This is a genomic window from Caulobacter sp. UNC279MFTsu5.1 (assembly GCF_900114015.1).
In the GTDB taxonomy this organism is placed as follows: Bacteria; Pseudomonadota; Alphaproteobacteria; order Caulobacterales; family Caulobacteraceae; genus Caulobacter.
On the sequence record NZ_FORN01000075.1, the window covers coordinates 1 to 17,172 of the forward strand.

Annotated in this window: 10 protein-coding genes; 5 read left to right on the plus strand and 5 right to left on the minus strand. The window is 61.7% G+C overall.

Annotated features, from left to right (window positions below; all coding sequences use genetic code 11):
* Window positions 1–263, minus strand: a 263-nt coding sequence (locus tag BM066_RS24755; protein ID WP_143093808.1) for a transposase, incomplete at its 3' end; no start/stop codon positions are given.
* A 693-nt stretch (window positions 264–956) separates the two neighbouring features.
* Here BM066_RS24755 and BM066_RS24760 point away from each other — a divergent pair.
* Window positions 957–3,218 carry a sensor histidine kinase gene (locus tag BM066_RS24760; RefSeq protein ID WP_018061718.1) on the plus strand — a complete coding sequence of 754 codons (2,262 nt, stop codon included), beginning with the start codon at window positions 957–959 and terminating at the stop codon, window positions 3,216–3,218.
* Between the two features lie 248 nt (window positions 3,219–3,466).
* Here BM066_RS24760 and BM066_RS24765 read toward each other — a convergent pair whose 3' ends face one another.
* From BM066_RS24765 to BM066_RS24780, 4 genes are read right to left on the minus strand one after another with little or no spacing between them, the layout of a single operon-like run.
* A complete protein-coding gene (locus BM066_RS24765) occupies window positions 3,467–5,845 on the minus strand; it encodes an ABC transporter permease (RefSeq protein ID WP_018061719.1) in 2,379 nt (792 codons plus the stop codon).
* Window positions 5,842–6,528 (minus strand): ABC transporter ATP-binding protein, encoded by a 687-nt coding sequence (locus BM066_RS24770; RefSeq protein ID WP_018061720.1) that lies wholly within the window; start codon window positions 6,526–6,528, stop codon window positions 5,842–5,844. Before BM066_RS24770 ends, BM066_RS24765 begins: the two co-directional genes overlap by 4 nt.
* 51 nt (window positions 6,529–6,579) lie before the next feature.
* Window positions 6,580–7,779, minus strand: coding sequence for a sensor histidine kinase (locus tag BM066_RS24775; RefSeq protein ID WP_018061721.1), 1,200 nt, complete (start codon window positions 7,777–7,779; stop codon window positions 6,580–6,582).
* Entirely contained in the window at window positions 7,769–8,980 is a 1,212-nt protein-coding gene (locus tag BM066_RS24780; protein WP_018061722.1) for a sigma-54-dependent transcriptional regulator, read from the minus strand. The genes BM066_RS24775 and BM066_RS24780 overlap by 11 nt, the downstream gene beginning before the upstream one ends.
* A gap of 609 nt (window positions 8,981–9,589) precedes the next feature.
* Here BM066_RS24780 and BM066_RS24785 point away from each other — a divergent pair.
* The 4 genes from BM066_RS24785 to BM066_RS24800 all read left to right on the plus strand — a co-directional run.
* Window positions 9,590–12,922 carry a TonB-dependent receptor gene (locus BM066_RS24785; RefSeq protein WP_018113129.1) on the plus strand — a complete coding sequence of 1,111 codons (3,333 nt, stop codon included), beginning with the start codon at window positions 9,590–9,592 and terminating at the stop codon, window positions 12,920–12,922.
* Window positions 12,923–13,198: 276 nt separating this feature from the next.
* On the plus strand, window positions 13,199–14,815 hold the full coding sequence (locus tag BM066_RS24790; protein WP_255367718.1) for a GH35 family beta-galactosidase: 1,617 nt from the start codon (window positions 13,199–13,201) through the stop codon (window positions 14,813–14,815).
* A 321-nt stretch (window positions 14,816–15,136) separates the two neighbouring features.
* The gene (locus BM066_RS24795; RefSeq protein ID WP_018061385.1) at window positions 15,137–16,684 is read left to right on the plus strand and encodes a GH39 family glycosyl hydrolase; all 1,548 of its coding nucleotides are present in this window, start codon (window positions 15,137–15,139) and stop codon (window positions 16,682–16,684) included.
* Window positions 16,685–16,801: 117 nt separating this feature from the next.
* Window positions 16,802–17,172 (plus strand): beta-galactosidase (locus tag BM066_RS24800; protein WP_177218543.1); only part of this gene is annotated, 371 nt, incomplete at its 3' end.

Below are 17,172 nucleotides of genomic sequence, written 5' to 3' on the forward strand. Positions count from 1 at the left end.
CACTTTTTTCCCAGCAGATCCTTCAACGCGACATTGTCGAGCATCGCGTCGGCCAGCATCCGCTTGAGCTTGGCGTTCTCGTCTTCCAGGGCCTTCAGCCGCCGCGCCTCCGACACGTCCAGCCCGCCGTACTTGGCCTTCCACTTGTAGAAGGTCGGCGAGCTCAGCCCGTGCTTGCGGCACAGGTCCGCCACCGCCACGCCCGCCTCCTGCTCGCGCAGGATCCCGATGATCTGTTCTTCCGTGAACCGTGATCGCTTCATTCGTCCGTCCCTTTCCTGGGGCGGACTCTAGTTATTTCTGGAGGAGTTTCAGGGGGTCACGTCAATCGCTATGTCGGGCTAGCGCCATTACCGAACTCAAGGAGTACTCCAGAAACACGACGCTCAAACCGGGCCACACTGGCTGGCGTCCCGCACTTGGCGAACTCGCCCTTGCCGTTGCGACATTGCGCGGCAAAGGCGGGCCGGAAGCGGCCAAGGTGAGCAGGGCGGCGGCGGCGAGGGCAAGGTGTGGCGCATCGATCAGTCTCCGGTCGGGAAATCCGACGGCCAAGGCGGCCGCATGTTCGGTGACGCTTTCAAGGCGCAGCTCGATGCATTCGTGCGTCTTTCACTTGAGTCTCACCGGCATCGGAATAGCGCGACCGGGCTCGCCATGCCGACTGGGGGAACATCAGCCGCCTCACGCAATTTCAGCGTATCGCCGCCCGCTTCGAGACAACCACCCGCAAACCATCTGGCCGTCCTATACTCGCCGTGCGGCCCAGCGCCGAGCGCCCGACTAATAGATACCATCTAATTGATATAAAAGATATTTTCGCCCACAGGGGGCGGGGGCGGCCCTTTTCTTTGGCCCAGCCCCCCGATCCGCGTCGCGCCGCTTGAAACCCCCCTTTCGATGGGGCCATGCTGCATCCTGACCGTCGCAGACGCGCGGCCGGAAGGGACGCGGGCATGGACATCCGCGATCAGGATCGGACCATCGATCAGATTCCGCACGGTGACATGGTCGCGCGGATCCGAGCCTTTGACTGGGCCGCCACCCCGCTGGGTCCCCGCGAAGCCTGGTCGCCCAGCCTGAAGCTGGCGGTCGAGATGATCACCGCCACCAATTTCCCCATGGCCCTGCGGTGGGGTCCGGAGCTGGTGCTGATCTACAACGATGCTTACGCCCCGGTGCTGCGGGAACATCACCCCGACGGGCTGGGCAAGAGCTTCGCGCAATTTTCCTGGGGCACCCAGGTCGATCTGGAAGGCTCGCAACGGCTGGTGTTGAACGGGAAGGTCCAAGGCCTCTACAGCGAAGACCTGCCGATGCTGGTGCGCCGGGCCGGCGACACCGTCGAGCAAGGCTATTTCAACCTCACGCTCAGTCCCATTCCTGACGACACCACGGCCAGCGGGGTCGGCGGCGTGCTGCTCATCCTGATCGAGACCACCCAGCGAGTGCGCACCGAACAGGCCCTGCGCGCCAGCGAGGAGCGCTATCATCTGGCCCTTGAGGCGGCCAGCGGCGTGGGCACCTGGGATTGGGATGTCATCGCCGACAAGCTCTATGGCGATGACCGCTACGCCGCGTTCCACAACCTATCGCCGGAACGCGCCGCCCAGGGCGTGCCGATAGCCGAGACCATGGCGGCGGTGCATCCCGACGACCTCGCCCGCACGTTGAGCGCAGGCCGCAGGTCCCTGAAAAACCCCAGCAGCTTCCTTGAGGACTACCGGCTGGTCCAGGCGGATGGTTCCGTGAAGTGGGTGCAGGTCCGCGGCCGGGTCTATCGCGACGATAACGGCCAGGCGGTTCGCCATCGCGGCGTGATGGTCGACATCACCGAACGCAAACGGATCGAGGCGGCTCTGGAGGCCGCCGAGGCCAACCTGCGCATCGCGGTCGACGCCGCCGGGCTGGGCCGCTGGGACCACAGCCCCGCGAAGGGTCAACGTTTCTGGGACAAGCGCTGCCGCCAGATCTTCGGCCTGTCCGACGAGAGCGAGAATACCCTCGAGGCGTTCGAGCGCCAGGTGCACCCCGACGACCTGCCGTCGCTGCGGGAGGCGGTACGGGCCGCCACGGACCCGGCCGGCGACGGCTGCATCAACTGCGAATATCGCATCCAGCGCAACGGCGACAACACCCCGCGCTGGGTCGAGACCTTCGGCCGCGCCTTCTTCGCAGACGGGCAGTGCGTGCGCTTCGTCGGCGTCGTCAGGGACGTCACCGAGCGCAAGGAAGCCGCCGCCCGCATGGTCCTGCAGGAGGCGACCCTGGCCCTGGCGGTCGACGCGGGCAATGTCGGCACCTGGGACTACAATCCCAACAACGGCGCGCTGGTCTGTAGCGAGCGCCTATATGCGATGTTCGGCATACAGCCCGGCGACCCCGTCATCCTCGAGGACTTCTTCGCCGTCATGCACGATGAGGACCGTGAGGCCACGTGGAGGTCCCTGATGCGGGCCATGGACCCGGCGAACGGCGGCGACTATGACGTCGAGTATCGGACGATCGGCCGCGACGACAGGATCGAGCGGTGGATCGCCGCCAAGGGGCGGGCCTTCTTCGACGAGTCAGGCCAGCCGCTGCGGGTGGTCGGCGCCACGGTCGACATCACCGAGCGCAAGCGGGCCGAGTTGCACCTGCGGCTGATGGTCAACGAGTTGAACCACCGGGTGAAGAACACCCTGGCCACCATCCAGGCGATCGCCGCCCAGACCTTCCACAACGCCCGCTCCCTGCCCCAGGCCCAGGAGGCCTTCACGGCCCGGATCATGGCCTTGGCCGAGGCGCACGACATCCTGACCCGCGAGAACTGGGAGGGCGCTGAGATGGGGGATGTGCTCGACCGGCTGCGGAACCTGCACGGCGGGCCCGGCTGCTTCCTATTCTCGGGCCCGCCGGTGTGGCTGTCGCCGCGCATGGCCCTGTCGCTGTCCATGGCCCTGCATGAACTGGCCACCAATGCGGTCAAGTACGGGGCCCTGTCGGCGCCGGACGGCCAGGTGCGGATCGAATGGACGGTGACGCCCGGACCGGACGGCGCGCGCCTGGCCCTGACCTGGACCGAGTCCGGTGGTCCGCCGGTCACCGTTCCGACCCGCCGGGGCTTCGGCTCTCGGCTGATCGAACGGGGGCTGAGGGCTGAACTGTCGGGCGAGGCGCGGATCGAGTTCGCGCCGGAAGGGGTGATCTGCCGCATCGAGGCGGGCCTTAAAGGCTGACCGTGTATCAAAACAAAGGCCTAGAGCATTCGGTCGGACAACGACGCGGTCGCCAAATGGCGTGGTCGTCCCGTCGATCGGGGTTGTCGAGAGTACCGCCACGAGCATCGCCCGCGCGGGCCAGGTGTCCCTTTGAATAGTCAGGCGCAACGGAGGGTGATGGCTTCGGTCTCGGGCCTAGCGCGACGAGGGCCGATCCGCTGCGTGGCCTGCACCCGGCGTCTGAGTCCTCATTCTAATCGCGACCGTCATGCATGCCGAAGCGACCTGATAGGCGCATCCCAGCTTGCAAACAGGCAACGCAACGCCAAGGTGATAAGTGCAAACACGATCGAGATCAAACCGGCGCCTATGAAGGAGCCAAGTGATAGCGCGACGTGGCTTGCGAATGATTTCAGCCAAAACTCCAGCGCAAGCCATGCAATGGGCCACGCCACAAGGTTTGCACCGAGCAATGGCAAAAAAAACGGCGTCAGTCGCTGGACGAAGATATCGCCAAAGGTGGCGCCGAGGGCGCGTCGGATCGCCATTTCCCGCACCTGATGGCGCGTGAGGAAAATGGATAGGCCGGTTAGGCCCAGAACGGACAGCAATATTGCAACCGCAGATACCAAGTTGAATACCTGAATCTGCTGGTACAGATCATGGTATTGTTGAAGCAGATAGTCGTAGAAAAGCCGCTTGTCCACCGGAATACTCCCTCCCATATTTCTATCCCAGGCGGATTCGATAGCCGAAATCGCTTCACCGCCTTGGATTGGATCTAGGCGAATGCTGACCTGGTTGAAGTACTTGGAAGAGTTGTCGAAAATCATCGGCTGAGCCGGGTCGGAGACGGTGGCAAAACGAAGGTCTGGGACGACGCCGACTATTTTGGACCGCATGCGGGTCATATCCGTGTCGTAAGTTAAGAACTTTTCGACTGCCTCCTGGGGCGAAGCATAGCCCAGCGCCCTGGCGCCGGATTCGTTGACGAGGATCTCGGCGGGAGTGTCGGGCTCTAAAAAGGTGCCGATCAGATTGCGTCCGGCCACAATGGGCACGCGATACACATCAAAAAATTCCGGTGCAACGGAGTTGCGGGTCAGCGCCACCGTCCTTCCGTCCCCCAGCGTCACCAAACCTGGCCGAGCATAGTCAGTTGTTGGCGCGCTGAACGACTCGGCCGCCGCGATGACGCCTGGCAAGGACCGTACGTCCCTGACAAACCGAGCATTCGCATCTGAAAATTCACTGAACTTCACCATCAATACGCTGTTCCCGTCGAAGTTGGGCGCGTCGCCAATGGCATAGCGCCATTGCCGGACCATGGTATGGGACGCGATCAGAAGGACGATGACCAAGGCGATTTGGGTCACAACCCAGCCCTTCCAACGGCTTGAGGCCCCAATCAAGGCGCCGCGCCTGTGGCCGCGCGGGCGGGTGACCAATATGGCCGGGTAGAGGCCGCTCAGGCCGCTGGTCATGACGGTAATCGCAATCGAGACGCCCAACAGGCTGACGGGCGCGGTCCACATCATGATATTCAGGTCGAGGAGCCGGTTGAGCGATGGCAACACGCGCTCGCTCAGCGCCAGGGCTAGCGCCATGCTGGCCGCGTTGACCCAGAACGCCTCGTTGGCGATCTCGGCGATCAGGTCGTAGCGGGAGGCGCCCACGGCCGCTCGTATCGCCATTTCTGACACCCGTTCATTGGTCTCGGCGAGGATCAGGCCTGAGACGTTGATGCTGGCGAGGGCGATGATTGCAACGGCGACAATGATCAGGGCGATTACTAGGTTCAGGTGGCCTCGCGGCTTCATCTGCCCATCGCCGTGAGGTTGGAAATGAAGTCGTGTCAAAGGGATGAGGTCAACGGCGACCGGAATATTGTTTGGTCCCCGCCATTGTGCGCGCGTGAGAGAGCCGAGTTTTTGGGCGATTTCGCTAGGATTAGATCCTGATTTGACTCGGAGGTAGGTGTAGGATGTTGGCCAGAGGCGAGTTGGATTGTCATCCAGAACCGCGATATCTGAGTAATCGCTGACGCCGGATACGAAGATTTCTCTGTCGAAGGTGGTGTTAGGGGGGAAATCACGCAGCACCGCGGTCACTGTGAGTTGTCGCCTATGCGCCGTCAGCAAAGTTTCGCCAACGACATCGTTCCGCCCGAAATAAGCGTCGGCCATCCGCGCCGTCATGACGATGCTGCCGGGGCGAACCAGCGCTGTTTTCAATTCGCCATGCAACGCCGGCAGCTTTACAATGTCGAACAGGTTCGCGTCAGCCCAGTAGAAGTGCTCCTTGACCTTTCTACGGTCGGTTTGCATCAGCCACTCGACTGACACTAGCCGAGTGACGCCATCAACATCCGGCATGCTTGACCTAGTCCAGCGGGCAACCCCCGCCGGCGCCAGATCGCTCGCGATCAGCGGGTGTCCCTTCGGCCCGTAGTGAGCCGACACGAGGTAGGTGGTTTCGGCTCCAGGAATGAAGCCGTCGTAGGTGAGTTCATTGCGAACATAGAGGCCGATGATCGTCGCCGCGCAGTATGCCAGGGTCAGTCCCGCGACCATCAGCGCGTAGACACTCCAACGCGCCACGATCAAGCGTGCGAGCTTGAGGAGGCCGGCAAGTGTCGGCGTCATGTAAGCCGTCGGCTAGACATGTGAATGCGCCCATCATGCATGTCGATGATCCTGGAAGCCCGATCGGCTTGGCTAGGTGCGTGAGTAACGATGACTAGGGTCGTTCCCGATGCGTTGAGTTCGCTCAAGATGCCCAGGATCTGCGCGGCGTTGCGTGAATCCAAATTTCCCGTCGGTTCGTCGGCCAAAAGCAACGAGGGGTCGCCGACGATCGCGCGTGCGATCGCGCATCTCTGCTGCTGCCCGCCAGAAAGCTCGCGCGGCAGGTGGTCGGCGCGGTGGGCGATGCCCACCCGATCCATCGCCTCCAGTATCCGGTCGTCACTTCGCGGAAAGCGTTCGCGACGATACCGCAACCCAAGCTTGACGTTATCGTAGACAGTTAGGTGATCGATGAGACTGAAGTTCTGAAACACGAACCCGATCTTCAACGCCCTCAGTCTCGCGATCTCGCGATCAGTCAAATTCGAAACCTCGGCGCCGTCGAAGAGGTAGCGGCCCGAGGTCGCACGTTCGAGGGTGCCCACGATGCTCAGCAGCGTCGATTTTCCGCTCCCCGACGGGCCCGTAATCGCGACAAAATCCCCTGCATCGATTTCTAAACTGACGCCGCAAAGCGCCTCCACGGGCCGTTCTGGCCCGACATAGGTGTGCCGAACATCGACGAGTTTAATCAGTGACATGGCGAACCGCGTCGGCCGGGTCGGCGCTGTCCGTATTCGGCGCTCGCCTCGTCACGTGACCATCCCGCCTGGAGCCGGAAACGTGAAAGCGAAAACGGTCATCGCCTCGCCTGGGTCCTCCAGCAATTGCAGGTTGCCGCCTTGAGCCAACGAAATCTGACGGGCAAGATTCAATCCGATCCCGCCGCCTTTTTCTTTCGTCGTGGCGAACGCTGTAAACAGGTTCGCGCGAACTGCTTCGTCGATCCCACCGCCGTTGTCTGAAATGGAGATGATCACGTTGCGGCGCGACTGTCGCACGGAGACCGATACGCGTCTTTCCAACTGGTTCTCTGTCGCCTCCAGAGCATTCGTAATCACGTTGATGAGGGCCTGACCTACCTGGGCTTCATCCAGTCGCAGTCGGGGAATGTCGGCGGTCGCATCGAAGCATAGCTCAACGTCTCGACACAGCGGGCTTCTTCTGAAGAACTCGACGATGTCCACGACCAACTGCGTGACATCGACTGACTGGAAGACAGGTTCTGGCAAGCGCGCCATGGAGTGGTAGGCGTCGATGAACCGAGTTAAGCTGGCGGTGCGCCTTGATAGGGTCTCCAGCGCCAGTCGGGCGGAATAGAGATCAGGCGCTGCGCCAGGTTCGATGTAGGACGATGCGACATCGGCCAGGGAAGCGATCGGGGTCAGCGAGTTCATGATTTCATGGCTCAGGATCTGCAAGGTGTCCCGCAAGGCGGCGGCTTCGGCCCGATTGATCTCCGCCTCGACATCCGTCAGCGCCGCCAAGCGGATAGGCCCCTCGTCGATGGTCAGCTCGCTGATGTTCACCGCGTAGTGGCGCCCAAAGACTTGAAGGGAAGGGCGCAAATCCCCCCCGCGCCAACAAATGGCCTCGGTGAGCTCTATAGCTCCATCAAGGATGACATCGTCCGTTTGAAATAACGCTCTAGCGGCTCTGTTCACGGCCTGGATCCCGTGCGCGTCGGAGAACCTTACGAGTGGGATGGGGGCCTGGTCGACAAGGATGCGCAAGTCGTCCGCCGCGTTCGGTGGCGCGGTTGAAGGCGCCTGCAGAATGGCGGTCCTGCGCGAGACGGCGCCCCATAGGGCGACAAGGGACCCGCAAAACGTCGCAAGTCCGATCGCAGCATTCGCCCAAAGCTGTTGTTGCGCTGCGTTGACGGCAAATAGCGCTGCGCCTGTCATCAGCAGGGCGGCTGATATGTTGAGCGCGCGGCCGCTAGAGGCCATGCTTCGACATTCTTCGATATAGCGAAGGGCGCGTCAGTCCAAGTTCATCAGCCGTGGCTGACACGTTGAAGTTGTTCCGCTTCAGCGCCTGTTCGATGACCACCTTTTCTGAATCCGCAAGTTTGGGTTTGGTGGCGGCTTCGCCGGGCGCATCGTCGGAATCCAACGCAAGTTCGACGGCCGAAATCTGTTGGCCATCATGCAAGATGACAGCCCTCTCAATGATATGCCGCAACGCATGGACGTTGTCGGGCCAGGCGCGCTCCAAAAGAGCCGCTTGAGCGTCGGTCGTCAAACGCTTGGTCGCAAAGCCCTGCTGTTGGCAGGCCACCCGCACGAAATGTTCCGCGATCGGCACGATGTCCTCTGTACGCAACTGCAAGGGAGGCAGCGTCACCTCGACCGTTCGGATCGCGTAGGTCAGGCCGCGATCCAATCCCAAATCAGAGGTTGGTCGGGTGGTTGTGGCGATGAGGCGGCTATTGCTTCGTTGCGACCTGCTGAGCCAGGAGAATAGCGTGGGCGATAGCGGCTCAGGCAATCGATCAACGTTTTCGATGATCAAGGTGGTGTTGGGCGTATCGTCCAGATCGGTCGGCGACAATGCCGAAGCTTCGACATGTTTTAGGACGATCCGGCCAGACTGCCGATGCATGGCGAGTGCGGCCAAGGTTTTCCCCGTCCCCGTATCCCCCCGAAAAAGCGTGGCGACGGTCAACGGCGCGCATCGATCGATGGTCGCGACGGTTCGACGCGTCGCCTCGGAGGACCCGACGATCACCGAAGGATCTATAGCGGAGTCATCGGCGTCGGTGCGTCTGCGCGAAGCCTGCTCGATCGCCTCGATCAGCCGTTCGTTGTTCCAGGGCTTCATGATGAAGTCGCGGGCGCCGTTTCGAAGCGCCTGAACAGCTATGCTTAGGCCGCTGTGGCCGGTCACAACGATGACCGCGGCCTTTGGGTCGTGCCTGAGGATGTCCCGAAGGCACGCTAGGCCTTCCTGTCCCGATGTCTGAGCCTTCGTGAAATTCAGGTCCAGCAATACGACATTCACTGGATTGGCGACCAGGGCGCTGAGCGCTTCTTCCGGATTGGCGGCGCCAGCGTAGAGGTATCCGCGCTTTTGCAGGAGGAGTTCCGCCGTCTTCCTGACGTCGGCGTCATCGTCAACGAACAGCACCGTTTTCTGTTCTAGATTCATGTACGCATCCGGACACCGCGATCAAATGTGCGGACACCCAGCGTGCTGTTCGACCTGAATGTCAAGCAAATCTCGCGGGTTAGGGAGTGATCGCTTCGACGAGTATCCTGGGTTGGTCGGCGCGGGACGTCTTGGTATTCACCAAAAAATTCCTGTCGCTGAATACCGCGTCAACTGGTCCTTGGCGCCGGTACTCTCCCCAGACCACCCTCCCATCCCTCCCGGGACGATTTCCCGGGGGGGATTTTTTATAAGTCCTGCTCGCCTCGGGCCAAGTAACGGGAAGCAAGTCGGCATGCTCTAGGGGTGTAGATGATCCGACCTAGTGCTCGCGCCGTTTTGATCTCGTTCGCCTCGTCTCTGGCGCCTTGCCCGGGAGCCCCGGCAGCAGGGGTTCAGGTGATCGATCGGTGCGTTCGGATCCGTACAGCGCGAACAGTTTAGCGGACAGTTCTTGGCGATGGCGATAAATAGCACAACAAAAACAATAATTTAGGAAAAGCCTTCAGGCCATCTATCATGGCTGAGCCCGTCAAAAATATGCCGGATCGACGCCCCGGAGTGGGTGATTGGTCGGCACCGATAGAAACCCTGGGGGAGGGAATAAACGTGAAAAGTTCGATCCGCGCGCGCCATCTGCTTGTTGCTGGCGCTTCGCTTGGTGCTCTGTGCGCGCTGGCCGCGCCGGTCGCCGCGCAGGACAAGTCGGCGACGCAGGATGCGTCATCCTCGGCCAAGAACAACCAGGTCGTCGACACCGTGTCGGAGATAGTCGTCACCACGCGCCGCAAGGCGCTGCAGAGCGCCATCGAGATCAAGAAGAACGCCGACACGATCGTGGACTCGATCGTCGCCGACGAGGCTGGCAGGCTGCCCGACAATTCGATCACCGAAGTCCTCCAGCGCGTGTCGGGTGTGTCGATCTCGCGTTTCGTTTCGGCCAACGGCGGAAACACCGCGTTCCAGATCGAAGGTACGGGCGTTACCGTGCGCGGTCTTCCCTTCAATTCGAGCACGCTCAACGGGCAGCAGTTGTTCAGCGCCAACGGCGCAAGCGCCATCAGTTGGAACGAAGTCACGCCCGAGTTGATGGCGGGGGTCGATGTTTACAAGGCGACGCGCGCCGACCTCATCGAAGGGGGCGCGTCCTCGATCGATCTTCGTACGCATCTGCCGTTCGATTTCAGGGACACCCAGTTCAACGTCACCGCGGGCGGCAGCTACGGCGCCCAGGTGAAAGAGGCTTCGCCCCGCGTTTCCGCCATGGTCTCGAAGCGCTTCGACACCGGCATCGGCGAAATTGGCGTGTTGTGGGATTTTGCCTACAGCCGTCTGCACCAGCAAAGCAGCAACCTGCAGGTTGGCGCCATGTTCGCCGAATATGTGCCGACCTCCACGCGTGACGATGACCTGGCCTTTGTTCCCAGCTCGTTCAACTGGGGCACTAGCAAGAGCAAGCGCGACAGGTACGGCGCCTATCAGGCCATTCAGTGGAAGCCGACGTCGAACCTGACGCTGACCAACACCGTGTTCTACTCGCAATATATCGAGGATAGCCGGAGCAACAGCGGCGGTGTCGGGCAGAACCCGTCCGCGGCGGCTGCGGTCATGCCCGTGGTCGGCAGTCCGGTTGAATATGACGCCAATGGCGCTTTCCGCAAGGGAAGCCTGATGGTCGGATCCACCGGCAATGCGGTGGAGTTTCAGAACACGACCAAAAACACCGGCTGGCTGCCCGCCGAGTACCAGATCGATTGCGGCGCCAGCTATGGCGCTCCCGCGTCGTCGATTCAATGGGATTGGGGCGGGGGTCCGGTTCTGGCGCAGTGCGGCCCCGCCGCCACGCTGAACCCCAGCGGCGGGTCGTCGGCGTCGCACAGCAAGAATTCCACGCTGGACATCTCGCAGAGCTTCGTCTGGACCCCTGGGGACCGGGTGGCGGTGCGTGGCGGTGCGCAATATGTCCGTTCCCGCGCGACCGGGCAGAGCATGTATGTCGGCCTCAACCAGACCAGCCCGCTGGTTCGTTCGGTGGACGTCGATCTGACGGGCTCGCTGCCGACCTTGTCTGGCCTGTCCCCCGCCGGCGTGCTCGATAAGAGTACGGCGTACTTGGCCCAGATGGGTTATCACGCACCCGATAATAAGGGGACAATGCTGGCCGGGCACATCGACGTTGAATACAGGGTCAGCGACGATGGATTCCTGCGCAGCATCACTGTTGGCGCTCGTGCCGCCAAGCGCACCGAAAACGACGACAACATGGGGACGTATTGGGCGCCGCTGGGCCAGTCCTGGCTAGGGAATCCGTGGGGGGCGCACACGGGGGACCCGACGTTCGGGCTAGGGAATATTCAATATCTCAGTAACTCGAACGTCCCGCAGTCGGATTATGAAGTCGCCAGCTTCAAGAATTTCTTCGGCGGCAAGGTGGGTGTTCCGGCGCAGCTTTTCGTGCCCAGCCAATCGCTCATGCAGAGCTTTGACTGGTACCATTTACTCCAGACCTATAATGGGCAGATCGCCAACGGGACCGCGGACCAGTATTGGACCGCGAATATCGACCAAGGCCTGAGCAAGACTGATAGCCGCATCAACAACGTGGCCGCCTATGTCCAGGCCAAGTTCGCGCATGACGGTATCGGATTCATTCCGGCGTTCTCAGGCAACATCGGCGTTCGTGTATTCAAGGATTCTCTGCGGGCCAGCGGTCTGCTGTCAACGCCGGACGCTGCGAACCTTGCTCTGAACCAGGCGGACAGCACGGCGTACTTCAACGCGCAGCAGGGTTTGCCGGGGGCGGCGTACCCGACGCTGTATGGGTTTACTAGAGCTTATTCGATGCAGACCCGCAGCTATGATTACACGCGCGTTCTGCCTTCGTTCAACGTCAAGTTCGACGTGTCCGACAAGTTCAAGATTCGCGGCGCGGCGTCGAGGTCGTCTGCTCCGCCGAATCTCAATGACATTCGCGCGGGCGGCTCGATCAGCGCCAGGACACTTCCCAACCCCACTAATAGTTTGGCGCCCTCGATTCTGACGGGTGTTGTCGTCAACGGCGGCGGCGCAAATCTGAAGCCGACCATGATCACCAGCGAAGATCTGGCTTTCGAGTTCTATCCGTCATCATCCAGCTTCTTCTACGTCGATCTGTTCGCCAAGCAGATCAAGGATGAACCGGTGTTCTATTCGTTCATCGCCAACAATCTTCCCGTTCCGGCGATGGCCTACGCCAATGGGCAAAGCACGGTCGGGACGTCGACAAGCCTGGATCTTCCCTGGCTCTATCTGCAGAACAAGTCGTCGACGGAGAAGGCCTATATCAAGGGCTTCGAGATCGGCGGCCGCAAGTTCTTCGACCAGCTGCCGGGCGTGTTCAGAGGGTTCGGCCTCGAAGGCAACGTCACCTACATCGACAGCAGCAACCCTGCCCAGCAGGCCAACAGCATGTTGAGCCCGCCCACGGCCAACGGGGGCCTCAATCCCGACGGCACGGTGCCGCAGACCTATCCGGACCTTCCCTACGCCGGACTGTCGAAGTGGGCCTACAACATTCAGTTGCTGTACAGCCGCGGCAAGGTCAATTTCCGTCTGGCGTACAACTGGCGCGACAAGGCCTTGCTGTCGACCAACGTCAATCCGCTGTCGTATGCGACGAGCGGCGGCAATCCCTACACGCTCAACACCAGCCCGACCAACTTCGACTCGGCCCATTCCTATCCCGTGTACAACATGGTTCCGGCCTACATGGCGGCGGCTGGTTACCTCGATCTTGGGTTCGACTATAAGTTGAGCGAAAAGGTTTCCATCTCGTTCAACGCGAACAACCTTCTCAACACCATTTCGAAAACCCTTCAGGAGCCCGTGCCGGGCGTGTTCGAGCCCTACGACTACAATGTCAGCGATCGGCGCTACGAGGTCACCATGCGGATGCGCTTCTAACGGTCTGAGCGGGGATGGGGGCTCACCGAGAAGCGCCCTTCCCCTTTCGGATACAGGATTGCGGCCGGGTCCTGCCCGGCCGCATGTCATGAGTGTAGCCGGTTGGCGCGTGCCTGGACCGACCTCCCACCGCCGCATTCGCCCGAGCCCCATTCGGCGGGGGGCGCGTCGCGAAGATTTCGCCGGGGGTCGCAAGTTGACGCCATCGGAGCGTCAATTCCTGGGGATCGACAAGTACATGCTGCGACAACCGTAGTTGTTTAAGGATTTAACCGCGTGAAATTTCTCTCGTTCATCAGTCTGGTGCTAGCCACATTCATCGCAGGGCAAGTGCTGGCTGGAGAACTGCCGCGCTTCGCGCAGAAAGGCCAAGCTACGCAGTTGATAGTCGACGGCGCGCCCTACATCGCGCTGGGCGGCGAACTGCGCAATTCCAGCGCATCGAGCCCCGCCTATATGGCCCCCATCTGGGACCGCTTGGCCAAGAACAACGTCAGCACGGTCATCGGCGTCGCCAGCTGGGAACTGGTTGAGCCGCAAGAGGGCGCATACGACTTCACGGCCGTTGACGACCAGATCCGCCAGGCCAAAGCGCGCGGCATCCGGTTGGTGCTGATCTGGTTTGGCGCCTACAAGAACGCTGAGTCCACCTACGCACCCACATGGGTTCGGCGTGACGTCGTCCGCTTCCCGCGCGCCCAACGCGATCCCGCCGGTCCGAATGGCGCGGGCGGGGGCGTCAGTCCGCCCGTCTTGAGCGTCTTCGGCGAGCCCTTGGTGCGTGCGGACGCCAAGGCGTTCACGGCGCTGATGAAGCACGTCAAGGAGATCGATCGTAGCCAGACCGTGATCATGGTGCAGGTCGAAAATGAGGTCGGCTTGCTTGGCTATAGCCGTGATCGTTCCCCGGCCGCCGAGGCGGCATGGGGCCAGCAGGTCCCCTCGGAATTGATGGCCAATCTTCGTGAGCATCGCAGCGAGCTGCGACCGCAACTGCTGGAAACCTGGGGGCGGCAGGGGTTTCGGGAAGCCGGAACCTGGGCGGAGGTGTTTGGAACCGGCGAGGCGGCGGACGAAATCTTCATGGCCTGGAATTTTGGCCGATACGTGCACCAGATCGCAAAAGCGGGGGCGGCCGAGTATCCGCTGCCGATGTACACGAACGCCTGGCTTGGTCCGCAACCCGGTGGCCTGAGGCCCGGGGACTATCCGAGCGGCGGACCCGTGGCGCGGATGATGGATGTCTGGAAGGCGGCGGCCCCGTCCTTGGCCCTGCTCGCGCCGGACATCTATGTTGATGACTTCGCCGGCACGCTCGCGGATTTTCACAGACCCAATAATCCGATCTTCGTGCCCGAGGCGCGCTTCGACGCCGCCAATCTGTTCGTCGCCCTTGGCCAATATAACGCCATCGGGTTTTCGCCGTTCGGGATCGAGGACGGCGGTGAAAAGCACGAAGTCTTCCAGGCCTATCGGCTGCTGGGCGAGATGACAGGGATCATCGCGGACGCGCAGCGCGACGGCCGGATCCGCGGCTTCAAGGTGGGCGGCGCGCCTGTGCAGGAGACGCTCGGCGGATACAGCATAACTGTCTCCCCGCAAGGCGGCACGCTAGGCGCTTTCGGCCCCGGTACTGGCAAGGCGGAAGAGGCCAAGGCGACCAGCTACGGCCTCATGATCCAGCAGGGACCTGACGAATTCCTGATCGTGGGGAGAGGCTTCTGGCTCAACTTCGCTGCTGCAGGTTCGTCGGTGGAAATCGATTCGGCGCAGGAAGGCGTGTTCAGGAAGGGCCGGTGGGTGGCCGGCCGGACTTTGAATGGCGACGAACGCTGGGGCCTGTTTCCGACCGATAGCCTTCGCATCGTTCGCGTAAAGCTCCTGCGGCGGTGAGCCGCCCCGTGATGCGCTCTCCATCGGACCTGATCGAGCCTCGACTGCTGCTTGACGCCCGGCGCGCGGATCGGCGACGGCCCGGTCCAAGGCGATGCGCCGCGTCTTCTGCGCGATGCGATCGGTTGAGCGATGCGCCGGGGGAATTGGGGTTAGGAACATGCATGAGATGAGCATGGACCGTCGCCGTTTCCTTAGGTCAAGCGACGTATTCCTTCCCTGGGTGGTCTCGTCCAGGGCGATCGATTTCAAAGAACATCAACGCAAAGCGGGTATAAATACATGAGGCGCTACATTTCTCGGCGTAATGCTCTAGCTTCGTTGCTGACCCTCGCGGCGGCGGCTTCGGCCCGCGGCGTGCTGGCGCAATCGGCCAACCTGCGGCGCGTCACCCTCGATGTTCGGCAAGCCTCCAAACCCATCGATAGATTCTTCGATCTGTCGGTCGGAGCGGACTATTCCGGCACCACGATTCGCGACGCCAACCTTGGGCAACTGAAGATCGCCGCCAACGAACTCGGCTTCCGCTACATCCGCTTCCACGACATCTTTCACGATGACATGGGCGTCGTGAAGATGGTCGACAAAAAGCTGGTCTATGACTGGACGAAGATTGACCATCTCTACGACAACTTCCTGAAGATGGGCGTCAGGCCGTTCATCGAACTCGGCTTCACGCCTAGCGCGATGAAGTCGTCGGACCAGACGATCTTCTACTGGAAGGGCAACACCTCGCATCCGCGCCTGGACCTGTGGAAGCAACTGATCGACGCCTTTGTCCGCCACCTGATCGCCCGTTACGGTATCGCCGAGGTCCGCACCTGGTATTTCGAGGTGTGGAACGAGCCCAATCTTGATGGCTTCTGGCAGTACGGCGATCAGGAGGCCTATTTCGCCCTGTACGGCGTCACCGCCCGCGCAATCAAGGCCATCGACCCGCAGCTTCTTGTCGGCGGGCCTTCAACGGCCGGCGCCGCCTGGGTGAGCGAACTGTTGGCCTGGGCGAGGACTACGAACACGCCGGTCGATTTCGCCACCACCCATACCTATGGCGTCGACTACGGCTATCTCGACGAGGAGGGCAAGATGGACCTCCAGCTGTCAAAGAACCCCGACGCCATTATTGGCGACGTCCGCAAGGTGCGCAAAGAGATCGAGGCCTCCCAGGCGCCAGGCTTGCCGCTGTTCTTCACCGAATGGAGCACCAGCTATAACCCTCGGGATCTCAGCCACGACTCCTACATCGCCGCGCCCTACATCCTGGGCAAGCTCCGGGCGGTACAGGGCCTCGTCCAGGGCATGAGCTATTGGGTCTATTCCGATCTGTTTGAAGAGCCCGGCCCGCCCTCGGGCGCCTTCCACGGCGGGTTCGGCCTGATGACTTGCGATGGCATTCGCAAGGCGTCGTGGTTTGCCTACAAGTACTTGCACGCCCTGCAAGGCGCCGAAATTCCGTCTACGGATCATCAGGTGTGGGCGTCCTGGGACGGCCGCGCCCTGGCGGCGGTCGTATGGGACTATCAGCATCCCGACCAAGGGGGGCGCAGCAATGGCGCCTTCTTCAGCAAGCTCATCCCGAACTCCAAGTCCGCCCCTGTGAAGCTGAACCTGACCGGCCTCAAGCCTGGTCGGTACGAACTGAAGATTCAGCGTACCGGTTACAAGGTCAACGACGCCTACAGCCACTATCTTGAGATGGGCGCCCCCAAGGAACTGACGCCGAAGCAGCTTCAGACGCTGCAAGATCTTACGCGCGATATTCCTGAGACTGTTCAAACGCTTACGGTGGGCGCCAAGGGTGCGGCCGTGGTGATGGTGGCGATGCGCAGCAATGACATCGGCCTGGTCACTCTGACGCCCGTTTCATAAGACTTTCGGGCGTTCTTCAGCGAACAAGTACTCGGAAAATAAGCACAAGCAATTGCGGCCGGGCAACCGTTTAGCGGCGCGCTCTCTCAATACGAAAAATCTTGGAGAATATACATCATGAAGGTGAGCAAGCGGCAACTCCTGGCGGGCGTCACCTTGGCCTTGATGCTGGCGGCGGGCGTTGCGCCGGTCGTCCGGCCATCGCCCGCCCAGGCGCAAAGCGCGGTGGGGCATCCCGACTGGCCGGGCAGGGGACAGCTGTTCGTCGGCGCCTGCTACCAGCCGATCGACCGGTCGCCCGAGCAGATCCGCCAGGACATCGCGCTCATGAAGGCGGCCGGGTTCAACCTGGTCCGCATGGGCGACCTGTCCTGGGATTCCTTCGAGCCCGAGGAAGGCCGCTTCACCTTCGAATGGTTCGACCAGGTGATCGCCCAGATGCACGCGGCGGGGATCAAGGTGATCGTCGACATCCCGGGCCAGCCGGC